The organism is Sphingomonas sp., from assembly GCF_051962185.1.
Taxonomy (GTDB): Bacteria; Pseudomonadota; Alphaproteobacteria; order Sphingomonadales; family Sphingomonadaceae; genus Sphingomonas.
Map to the genome: position 1 here is coordinate 1 of NZ_JBQCCN010000327.1, position 10,500 is coordinate 10,500.

Genomic DNA, 10,500 nt, shown 5'->3' on the forward strand with positions numbered 1-10,500 from the left:
TCCCGGTGCCGCTTCCGGTTCGGCAGAACCGGACTATAAGGCGCTTCATGATAAGAGACGATATCAAGAACGCCCTCGTCACCGCCATGAAGGGCGGCGACAAGCAGGGAACCGCCGCGATCCGCCTGATCCAGGCGCAGATCAAGAACCGCGACATCGAGGAGCGCACCAAATCGCAGCCGACCGAGGACGACACGCTCGTCACCGAAGTGCTGCAGAAGATGGTCAAGCAGCGCCGCGAATCGATCGAGATGTACGTGAAGGGCGGCCGCCAGGAACTCGCCGATGTCGAACAGGGCGAGATCGACGTGATCGAACGCTTCCTGCCGGCGCAGATGAGCGAGGACGAGACCCGGGCGGCGATCGACGCGATCAAGGCCGAGCTGGGGGCCGGCGGCATGAAGGACATGGGTCGCGTGATGGGCGAGCTGAAGGCCCGGCATGCGCAGAATCTCGACATGTCCAAGGCTAGCGGGCTGGTGAAGGCGGCGCTGAGCTAAGCGGCGAAACTACCTCCATTTTGGGGACATGCCCTCCCCTAACCCCTCCCGCAAGCGGGAGGGGAATGGTAAACTTGGCGATCTCGCGAAACAAAAACTCCCCTCCCGTTTACGGGAGGGGTTGGGGGAGGGCCTGTTGGACAAGGGGTATAAGCGTCCGACGAAGCTATCCCGTGAGTTGCGCGCCAACATGACACCGGCCGAACGGAAATTGTGGGAGCATTTGAGCGCCCGCAAGGTCGCTGGTGTTCGCTTCAACACGCAATTTCCGATTGGCGAGTTTGTCGGTGACTTCGTGTCCCGTAGCGCAAAGCTGGTGATCGAAGTCGACGGCGCCACCCACGGCGAAAGCGAACGCGCGGAGGCGGCCCGGACGCGTTATATCGAACGCAGAGGCTATCGCGTGATTCGGTTCTGGAACAACGAAGTGATGGGGAACGTCGAGGGAGTCGTCTCGGAGATCGAGCGGGTTCTTTCCGAGACGGCGGCTATCAGGAACAAGCCCTCCCCTAACCCCTCCCGCAAGCGGGAGGGGAATTCTTGAGTCTCACCCCAGCCTTCCTCGACGAACTTCGCGCGCGCACGCTGCTGTCCGCGCTCGTCGGCAAGACCGTGAAGCTCACCAAGGCGGGGCGTGAGTTCAAGGGCTGCTGCCCGTTCCACAACGAGAAGACGCCGAGCTTCTACGTCAATGACGACAAGAGCTTCTACCATTGCTTCGGATGCTCGGCGCATGGCGACGCGATCCGCTGGATGACCGAGCAGCGCGGGTTGCCGTTCATCGATGCGGTCAAGGAACTCGCCCAGGCGGCCGGGATGGACATGCCCGCGCCCGATCGCCAGTCTGCGGAACGCGCCGAGCGCGCCAGGGGCCTGCACGATTTGATGGGCGAGGCCGCGCAATTCTTCGTCGACCAACTCCACGGCCCCGCCGGGGCAGAAGCACGCGCCTTGCTCGAGCGGCGCGGGATCAGCGCGGAAACCGCGCGGACCTTCGGCATGGGCTATTCGCCCGATTCGCGCGGGAAGCTGCGCGAGGAACTGAAGAGTTATGGCGACCCGGCGCTGATCGAATCGGGCATGTTGATCAAGGTCGAGGAGAAGGAGCCCTACGACCGTTTCCGCGGCCGGCTGATGATCCCGATCCGCGATCATCGCGGCCGCGTCATCGCCTTCGGCGGGCGCGTGATCGGCCAGGGCGAGCCCAAATATCTCAATTCCCCCGACACCCCGCTCTTCGACAAGGGGCGCACGCTCTACAATCTCGACCGCGCAGCTCCCGCCAGCCGCAAGACCAACCGCGTCATCGTGGTCGAGGGCTATATGGACGTGATCGCCCTCGCCCAGGCCGGGTTCGGCGAGGCGGTGGCGCCGCTCGGCACCGCGCTGACCGAACATCAGCTCGAGCGGCTGTGGCGGCTGACCGACGTGCCGGTGCTGTGCTTCGACGGCGATTCGGCGGGACAGAAAGCGGCGATCCGCGCGGCGTTGCGGGCGCTGCCCGGCCTAGCTCCCGGCCGCAGCCTGAGTTTCGTGACCTTGCCCGAAGGCCTCGACCCCGATGATCTCGTCCGCACGCGCGGTCGCGGCGCGTTCGAAGCCTTGCTCGAAAGGCCGGAGCCGCTGGTCGACCGGCTGTGGGCGCACGAATTCGCCGCCGAGCCGCTCGACACGCCCGAGCAGCGCGCAGGCCTCAAGCGCCGCCTCGGCAACCATGCCAATGCGATCGCCGACGCCAACGTCCGTCACGAATATATCGCCGAATTCCGCCGGCGCGTGGACGAGCAGTTCGCAGCGCCCCGCCGCGAGTTCACGCCGCGCCAGTTCACGCCGCGCAAACCCGGCGCCAAATGGACGCCCCCGCTCCCGCCCGTCACTGCCGAGGCGAAGGCGGTGCGCGCAGCCGGCATGATCGACCGGTTGCTCGCCAAGGCTGTGCTCGCCGGGCTGATCCGTCATCCGGCCGAGATTGCCCGCCATATGGAGATATTGGGCAGCCTCAAAATGGCCGACGGCGCGCTCGGGCGGCTGTTCGAGGCGGTCGTCGATCTGGCACTGGAAGAGCGGGCGCTTGATAGCCAGCGCCTGATCACCATATTGGGCACATCTGGACTTGGTCAGATTACCACCGATCTGCTGAGGGCCGATGCCACTCCCTATTCCTTTACCCAGGATGGTGCGGACCCCGAGCGGGCCAGCGCCGACCTGGATGAAGCGATAGCGATCATGGTGGCGCGGCCCGAAGTCGACGCGGCGCTGGCGCAAGCGACCTCCGAACTGGAAATATCCACGTCGGATGAAGCTTTCCAACGGCAGATGGAACTGTTGCGCGAGCAGCGTGCTTTGGAAGAGCGGCTTGCAAATCTGATCCAAGCGAACAATGACGCGTAAAATTACGCGTAAAGCGTAACACCGAGGGCATTTGATGGCGAAGACGAACATGGCGGATGCGGCCGAGCCGGTCGAGACGGGCGACGCTCCGCTGATCGATCTCAACGATGCGGACATCAAGAAGCTGGTCGCGCGCGCCAAGAAGCGCGGCTACATGACCGTCGACGAGCTCAATAGCGTCGTCGGCGAAATGTCGACCGACCAGATCGAGGACATCATGTCCGCGCTCAACGAAATGGGCGTGAACGTCGTCGAGAACGAGGAACAGGGCGAAGACGGCGAAGAGAATCAGCAGGACGACGAGGATATCGATCCGGTCGATTCGTCCGACGACAACGCGCCCGCGCTCGAGACCAAGAAGAAGGAAACGGTCGACCGCACCGACGACCCGGTGCGCATGTACCTGCGCGAGATGGGCGCGGTCGAATTGCTCAGCCGCGAAGGCGAGATCGCGATCGCCAAGCGCATCGAGGCCGGTCGCGACACGATGATCCTGGGTCTCTGCGAATCGCCGATCACCTTCAACGCGATCATCGACTGGTCGACCGCGCTGAACGAAGGCACGATGCAGCTGCGCGAGATTCTCGATCTCGACGCGATGCTCAGCAAGGGTCCGTCGGCCGAGCAGGTCGAAGGCGCCGAGGACGACGATTCGGGCGAGATCAGCGAGAAGACCGCCGGCGCCAGCTTCAAGGAAGAAGAAGAAGTCGAGGAGGTCCAGTCGGCCGACGAGGACGAGGACGACATGACCGAGCGTCGTGCGCCGCGCATCTCGGACGACGAGGAAGAGGACAACACGCTCAGCCTCGCGCAGATGGAAGAGCAGCTCAAGCCGATGGCGCTCGAGCGGTTCGCCAACATCACCTCGATCTACAAGAAATTCTCCAAGATGCAGGGGCAGCGCCTCGACGCCATCGGCGCCGGCGGGGAATTGTCGGCGACGGACGAGCGCAAGTATCAGAAGCTGCGCGAAGACCTGACCGCGGAGGTCGAGAGCGTCCAGTTCCACCAGGCGAAGATCGAATATCTCGTCGACCAGCTCTACAGCTTCAACCGGCGCCTGACCGCGCTGGGCGGGCAGATGCTGCGCCTGGCCGAGCGCCACAAGGTCAGCCGCGCCGACTTCCTGCACCGCTACCAGGGGCATGAGCTCGACGATTCGTGGCTGGGCTCGGTCGCGGCGATCGACAAGAAGTGGACGGCGTTCGCCGGCAACGAAGCCGGATCGGTCGATCGCATCCGCGGCGAGATCAGCGAGATCTCGCAGCAGACCGGCATGGCGCTTCCGGAATTCCGCCGCATCGTCAACATGGTGCAGAAGGGCGAGCGCGAGGCGCGAATCGCGAAGAAGGAGATGGTCGAGGCCAACCTCCGCCTCGTGATCTCGATCGCCAAGAAATACACCAATCGCGGGCTGCAGTTCCTCGACCTCATCCAGGAAGGCAATATCGGCCTGATGAAGGCGGTCGATAAGTTCGAATACCGCCGCGGCTACAAATTCTCGACCTATGCGACCTGGTGGATCCGTCAGGCGATCACGCGCTCGATCGCCGACCAGGCGCGGACCATCCGCATCCCGGTCCACATGATCGAGACGATCAACAAGCTGGTCCGCACCAGCCGCCAGTTCCTCCACGAACAGGGCCGCGAGCCCACGCCCGAGGAAATGGCCGAGCGCCTGTCGATGCCGCTCGAAAAGGTCCGCAAGGTGATGAAGATCGCCAAGGAGCCGATCTCCCTCGAGACGCCGATCGGCGACGAGGAGGATTCGCACCTCGGAGACTTCATCGAGGACAAGAATGCGGTGATCCCGGTCGACGCCGCGATCCAGGCGAACCTCAAGGAAACGGTGACCCGCGTGCTCGCGTCGCTCACCCCGCGCGAGGACCGCGTGCTGCGCATGCGTTTCGGCATCGGGATGAACACCGACCACACGCTGGAGGAAGTCGGGCAGCAATTCTCGGTCACGCGTGAACGTATCCGTCAGATCGAGGCGAAGGCACTGCGCAAGCTCAAGCATCCGAGCCGCAGCCGCAAGATGCGGTCGTTCCTCGACCAGTAACGCCCACCTTTCGAGCCGACGAGGGGCCGCGACCGGAACATTCCGGCGCGTGCGTCTCCGTCGGCATTGGGCGAAAGAGTTGTCGGATTGCTTGCGGCGTCGGATTAGCGCCGCGTCTGCAACTGGTCGTTACGGTCACTATTGGATCGAGCTGACACCTCGAGCAAACGACCCTGCGGTGTGTTCAAAACGCCACGTAAGGCCCGTTCAGACCGCCCGCCGGCCGGCCCTCGATCGCCGTATAGACCGTTTTCCCGAAGAAAAACGGCACGCCGAAGTCGAAGCTGTTCGCGAAAGGCAACGGCGGCTTGACCAATGTCGGGTTCACTCCGAGGCCCGGCGCGACGGTCGACGTTCCGTTCACGTTGAGCGGGCTGTACAGCTCGAACGCACCGCTCGCGGTCGCGCCATTGGTGGCGGTCAACACCGGCGACAGCGGCGTCGGCATCAGCGGGCAATAGAAAGCGATCAGGGTCGGGTCGGTGCACGGGTTGAGGCTGGTGTCGATGAAGAAATAATCGTTGCTGCCGCTGTCGAGAAAACTCTGGGTCAATTGCTTGCCGTTGTAGGTCGCGGTCAACACGCCCGGCCCCAATCGGCTGGTCGAGGTGGTCAGCGGCAGGATGTTGGCGGCGCCGAGGCCGTTGTCGGCCTGGGTGGCGATGCCGAACGTGACGGTGCCGGTCAGCGAGGGCGCGCCCGGCTGGGCGACCGCCGGCAGCGAGACGATCGTGCCATTATTGTCGGCGGCAAAAGCGGCAACCGGGTTGGGCAATTGCTGAAATGGCGCCGAGGCATTGGCGGCGCGTCCGATGATGCTGCCGCAGCCGGCGCTCGGGCAATCGTAATAGATCGCCCCGGCCGAACCGCCGTTGACCGTGCAATAGCTGCCGCAATCGGTGGTCGTCGTGCCGATCCCGATGATGCCGTTGGCGCCGAAATCCTGCACCGTCTTGATCGCGGTACCGCCGCCCGAGGAGCAGGTCGAAGGCACGCCGGCAAAAGTGCCGGTGTCGCCGATCGTCTGGAACGGCATGGCCGCTACCTTCTCTCCGGCGATCGAGAAGTCCGCCGTACGCACCGACCCGAAGGCATAGGAATTCACATATTGATAGCATTCGCCGACCGGATTGCCCGACGCGTCGCTTTCGGTCGGCAATGCGGCGAGCAGAGCGGCGTTGAGCACCGGCTGGATGATGCGCAAGCCGACCGATCCGGTGTCGAGGATGACATGGTCGATCGTCTGGCAATTGCTGGCGGAGCCGGGCGCGCAGATAGTGACCGAGACATAGGGCTCGTTGAACGCGGTATATGCGCCGGCACCGGTGTTGAGCGCGGCCGGCCCCGCGTCCAGCGTGACTGTCGCGGTGTTGGCGACCGGGGTGGCCGTGGGTGTCGGACTGGGGGTCGGCGTCGGCGTCGGCGTCGGGGTAACGACCGCCACCGGCGAACCGCCCCCGCCGCCGCTGCCGCCGCCACCGCATCCGGCCAGCGCCAGTGCGGCCAACAGGCCGGCGAAATGCCTGCCGATCTTGGTTGCACCGCCAGATCGGAGACCGAGAATCCGGCCGGCGCGAGCGACGGCACGAACGCCACGCCGTGGAACCAGCCCATATGGCCGCCGACCTGGATTTGCAGGTCGGGCTGCGCCACCTGCGGGGGATGACGCAGCGAATGCATCTGTCGCGCGGTCGCGACGCTGTTCGCCTGGAAGGTCGCGAAATAGCGGCCGAGCAACGTCCGGAGATCCGGCTTGCCCGGCCCCGACCAGGTCACGGCGAAGACCGTGCCGTCCGCATTGGCGAACTCGCGCACCATGCCGCCGTTCGGACGAGTGAGGTCGTGGCGGGTGTAGCGGCCCATCGCGACCGAATTGATGCGGGCGCTCATCTGTGCGCGGTCGCCGTTGACGCTGGATATCGCGCCGCCGAGTTGCGCCGGCGCGGGCGTGGCGAGAAGCAGGCAGGCCGTAGCGAGGCCACATGTCGAAAGGCGATGGATCGGGAACACGGTCGGACGACCTCCAAACGCAAGCTGCGGTCGTGAGCCTGACGTCAAGTCGCGACCGGACTGCAGCCTATGCCTCGCCGGTTGCGTGTCAACGCCTCATTTGTCAGGCAAAAGACGGAGGAGGCGAGCGGCGGCGGGCAGCTCTCGATCTCCCCGCAGCGCAGCCGACCGCCCCTTCATTTCTTGGAGTCTGCATAAACGGCCGCGCTCGGCGCCACCGGATCGAGCAGCACCCATAGAGCGATCCCCGTCGCGACGATCAGCAGCGCGACCCCCGCCAACAACGCCCGTCGCGGCGCGATCTCGGGCAACAGCGGCAGCATCAACACCGTGGCGACCACCAGCGGAATCGCGGCGATCATCGGCATCCCCGGACCGACCGCTTGCAGCAGGAAGAAGCCCAGGCCGAGCATGTAGCCGACGCCCAGAACGGCCGCGACGACGGCCGCCACGATACCTGCTCCCCTCCCCGCATGACGCCCGATCGCCACTGCCACGCCGCCGAGCATCAGCGGCATCGCGAGCGGATAGGAAGCAGTCGGCGCCATCGTCTGCATGACCACGCCCAAGATCAGCAACGGCAGCGCGGCGCCGGCAACGCTGCCCACGCTCGACGGCAGCCAGCGACGGAGTGTCAGGAACGCGGCGAGGCAGATCAGCAGCGCCTGGACCTGGAGCCGCGGGATCGCCGCCAGCCGGTCGTAATAATGATTGTTCGCGCCGAAGCCGATCGAGACCATGTTGACGAGGTAGAGCCAGGCCGCGGCCACGAGCAGCAGCGCGACCAGCATCCCCGCGCTTCTCGCGACCTCGCCGGCAGTGGCGCGTCGCCACGAAGCCGCGACGTAGCCGAGCCCGCCGATCGCGAGGAATAACCAGCCCAGCTCCGCCGGATAGCTGACGAAGAATAGGCCATAAGCATCGAAGAAGGTGCGATCCGCCGCCTTGCCCGGCAACGCCGGCGCATCCGCCAGCGCCCGCGCCAGATCGAGCGTCTGGCGGCCCATGTCCTGCAACGCGCCCTGATCGAGCGCCTCGGGCGTTGCCAGCGGCGAATGGTAGAGGCCGGAGCGGCCGATGAACGCGAAATTGAAACCGGGATAGCCGCCCTTCTTGGCGACGGTCAGATCGGTCGAATTGGGCAGCTTCTTGTAAACGAAAACGCTGAGCGAGGTGGCGACCGGCCGGCTGACCGCTCGGCCGAACAATTCCATGAACGCGCCATTGTCGCTGCCGGTCTCGAACATCGATGCCCGTCCCCCGCCACCGCGCGTCTCGAGATTGACGATCGCACCGACATGCGCGCGACGCGGATCGCCCGCGAAGAACGCCTTCGCGCCCTCCAACCCGAGTTCCTCGCCATCGGTCAGCAGGACCATCACGTCGCGCCGGGGTTGCCCGACCGCCTTGATCGCGCGCACCGTCTCCAGGATCGACGCCACGCCGGCCGCATCGTCGGCCGCGGCCGGCGATCCCCACACGCTGTCGTGATGCGCCATCAACAGCAATGCCGGGAGCGAACGATCGCGCCCGGGCAACGTGGCAACAATATTGGTGAGCGGCGGTGCGGGCTCGACCTGCTTGCGCCATCCATCGAGCCGCTTCTTGGCCCCTGGGCTCATCGCGCCGGTCGATGTCGCGACCTCCATGCCCATGCTCTTCAGGCGTGCCATCAGATAGGCACGCACCTGCGCATCCTCGAAGCTCCCGGTCGGGTGCGGGGCGCGGCCGATCGCCTCGACGTCCGCCATCGCCCGAACCGCCGAAAAGCTGCCGGCGGGAGCAGTGGCCGGAGCCGGGCCCGGCGGCGTGGTCGCGATGACCGCCAACAGGATCGCGCCCGCCAGCGCAACCGCCGTCGTCCACCATTTTCCCATACCCGCCCCTCCCCTTGTCGATCGAGGCTAGTCGCGTGCGTTCGGGCCGGCAAGTCGCGGCACGTCCCGGTATCCATGCGCCGAACTGCCCCGCAGGTGCGGCGGTTGCGACATACTTAAGGGTCCATAAACCGCGTCTTTACGCGGTTCGGTATATCCCTCGCCTCCAGAACGTGTGCAGTCATCACAGGCGTTGGGGATCCATGTCAGTCGAAACCCTTTCTTTTGATCGTCGCGGCAGCGGCTGGAGCGTGCTCGCCGCGCTCGCCGACGCCGACGGCAGCGCACGTCACCCGTTCGTCCGCGCGATGTGCGCGCCGGGCGCGGCGACGCGCGACCTTGCCGACGCGATCCATCTGCTGTGTGCGCTGCACGGCCGTCATCCCGGCGTGATCGATCACGCCCTGGCGCATCGCCCCAATGCCGCCGCCGAGCCGTGGCTCGAAGCGGCCGCCGAGGGCTTCGCCGAGGAACGCGCCTTGCTCGCGCGGCTGACCGCCGCGGCCGGGCCGATCCCCTCGACCCCGGGCCAGGCCGAATCGGAAGCCGCAGTCAACGCCCAGCGCCACGCGCTCGACATGCTCGCGCAGTCCGATCGCGTCGGCTGCGCGGTCGGCGCCTCGATCGCCTTGGTGCTCGACTGGCACGCGATCCGTGCGCTGATGAGCGCCGCCGCCGACCGTGCCGGCTTCGCGCCGCTGACGTCGCGCCTGCCGATCGATGCCGAGACGCAGACGATCGCGGTGACGCTCGCGCTCGAAGCGCCGGTCGAACGTGCGATGAGCTTCGGCGCGCAACAATTGCTCGCTCAGCATCGCGCGCTTTGGGACTTGGCCGAAGCCCGCAAGTCGGCTCGCGACCGCTCCTGAGCTTGCGTTTCAGCCGGTAGCTAAGCAAAACCAAACCCGAGTTTCGAAAATTCGGGGATTGGGATGATTCGCTTCGAGGGCACGCAGAGCTATGTCGCGACCGACGACCTGAAGGTCGCGGTCAACGCCGCGGTGACTCTACGCCGGCCCCTGCTGGTCAAGGGCGAACCGGGCACCGGCAAGACCGTGCTCGCTTATGAGATCGCCAAGGCGGTCAACGCCCCGCTGATCGAGTGGAACGTCAAGTCGACCACCAAGGCGCAGCAGGGCCTGTACGAATACGATGCGGTTGCGCGCCTGCGCGACGGCCAGCTCGGCGACGAGCGTGTCCATGATATTTCGAATTACATCCGCAAGGGTAAGCTCTGGGAGGCGTTCACCTCGCCGCAGGTCCCCGTCCTGCTGATCGACGAGATCGACAAGGCCGATATCGAATTCCCCAACGACCTGCTCCAGGAACTCGATCGCATGGAATTCCATGTCTACGAGACCAAGGAAACGGTGCGCGCAGCGGAACGGCCGATCGTCGTCATCACCTCGAACAACGAGAAGGAATTGCCCGACGCGTTTCTGCGCCGCTGCTTCTTCCACTATATCAAATTCCCCGATCGCGACACGATGCAAGCGATCGTCGACGTCCATTTCCCCGGCATCCAGAAGCTGCTGGTGTCGAAGGCGATGGATATCTTCTACGACGTCCGCGACGTGCCCGGCCTCAAGAAGAAGCCCTCGACCAGCGAATTGCTCGACTGGCTCAAGCTGCTGCTCCACGAGGACATGCCGCTCGACGT

At 65.4% G+C, this 10,500-nt stretch carries 8 protein-coding genes and 1 pseudogene; 6 read left to right on the forward strand and 3 right to left on the reverse strand.

Annotated elements, in window-relative coordinates:
* The first annotated feature begins 47 nt into the window (after positions 1 to 47).
* From ACTHJR_RS20060 to rpoD, 4 genes are all read left to right on the forward strand, one after another.
* Positions 48 to 500, forward strand: coding sequence for a GatB/YqeY domain-containing protein (locus tag ACTHJR_RS20060; RefSeq protein ID WP_440525194.1), 453 nt, complete (start codon positions 48 to 50; stop codon positions 498 to 500).
* Positions 501 to 636: 136 nt separating this feature from the next.
* Positions 637 to 1,044, forward strand: a complete 408-nt coding sequence (locus ACTHJR_RS20065) for an endonuclease domain-containing protein (RefSeq protein ID WP_440525195.1) — start codon at positions 637 to 639, stop codon at positions 1,042 to 1,044.
* Positions 1,041 to 2,891 (forward strand): DNA primase, encoded by a 1,851-nt coding sequence (dnaG, locus tag ACTHJR_RS20070; RefSeq protein ID WP_440525196.1) that lies wholly within the window; start codon positions 1,041 to 1,043, stop codon positions 2,889 to 2,891. Before ACTHJR_RS20065 ends, dnaG begins: the two co-directional genes overlap by 4 nt.
* Positions 2,892 to 2,925: 34 nt before the next feature.
* A complete protein-coding gene (gene rpoD, locus ACTHJR_RS20075; protein WP_440525197.1) occupies positions 2,926 to 4,953 on the forward strand; it encodes an RNA polymerase sigma factor RpoD in 2,028 nt (675 codons plus the stop codon).
* 184 nt (positions 4,954 to 5,137) lie between these two features.
* On the opposite strand, the gene ACTHJR_RS20080 is transcribed toward rpoD, so the two are convergent.
* The 3 genes and pseudogenes from ACTHJR_RS20080 to ACTHJR_RS20090 all read right to left on the reverse strand — a co-directional run bounded on the left by ACTHJR_RS20080 (position 5,138) and on the right by ACTHJR_RS20090 (position 8,840).
* Positions 5,138 to 6,460 carry a DUF3443 family protein gene (locus ACTHJR_RS20080; RefSeq protein WP_440525198.1) on the reverse strand — a complete coding sequence of 441 codons (1,323 nt, stop codon included), beginning with the start codon at positions 6,458 to 6,460 and terminating at the stop codon, positions 5,138 to 5,140.
* Between the two features lie 101 nt (positions 6,461 to 6,561).
* Positions 6,562 to 6,843: pseudogene (locus ACTHJR_RS20085) on the reverse strand (DUF2844 domain-containing protein); the annotation flags it as partial.
* 296 nt (positions 6,844 to 7,139) lie between these two features.
* A complete protein-coding gene (locus tag ACTHJR_RS20090) occupies positions 7,140 to 8,840 on the reverse strand; it encodes a M20/M25/M40 family metallo-hydrolase (RefSeq protein ID WP_440525199.1) in 1,701 nt (566 codons plus the stop codon).
* Between the two features lie 203 nt (positions 8,841 to 9,043).
* On the opposite strand from ACTHJR_RS20090, the gene ACTHJR_RS20095 reads away from it, so the two are divergent.
* Together ACTHJR_RS20095 and ACTHJR_RS20100 are read left to right on the forward strand one after the other, a co-directional pair.
* Positions 9,044 to 9,709, forward strand: coding sequence for a DUF6975 family protein (locus ACTHJR_RS20095; protein ID WP_440525200.1), 666 nt, complete (start codon positions 9,044 to 9,046; stop codon positions 9,707 to 9,709).
* Positions 9,710 to 9,772: 63 nt separating this feature from the next.
* Positions 9,773 to 10,500 (forward strand): AAA family ATPase (locus ACTHJR_RS20100; RefSeq protein WP_440525201.1); only part of this gene is annotated, 728 nt, incomplete at its 3' end.

What these genes read in the sequence shown, in the direction of transcription:
- ACTHJR_RS20090 (WP_440525199.1), bottom strand. Translation starts at nt 8,840, where the DNA reads ATGGGAAAATGGTGGACGACGGCGGTTGCGCTGGCGGGCGCGATCCTG.
- rpoD (WP_440525197.1), top strand. Translation starts at nt 2,926, where the DNA reads ATGGCGAAGACGAACATGGCGGATGCGGCCGAGCCGGTCGAGACGGGC.
- ACTHJR_RS20060 (WP_440525194.1), top strand. Translation starts at nt 48, where the DNA reads ATGATAAGAGACGATATCAAGAACGCCCTCGTCACCGCCATGAAGGGC.
- ACTHJR_RS20095 (WP_440525200.1), top strand. Translation starts at nt 9,044, where the DNA reads ATGTCAGTCGAAACCCTTTCTTTTGATCGTCGCGGCAGCGGCTGGAGC.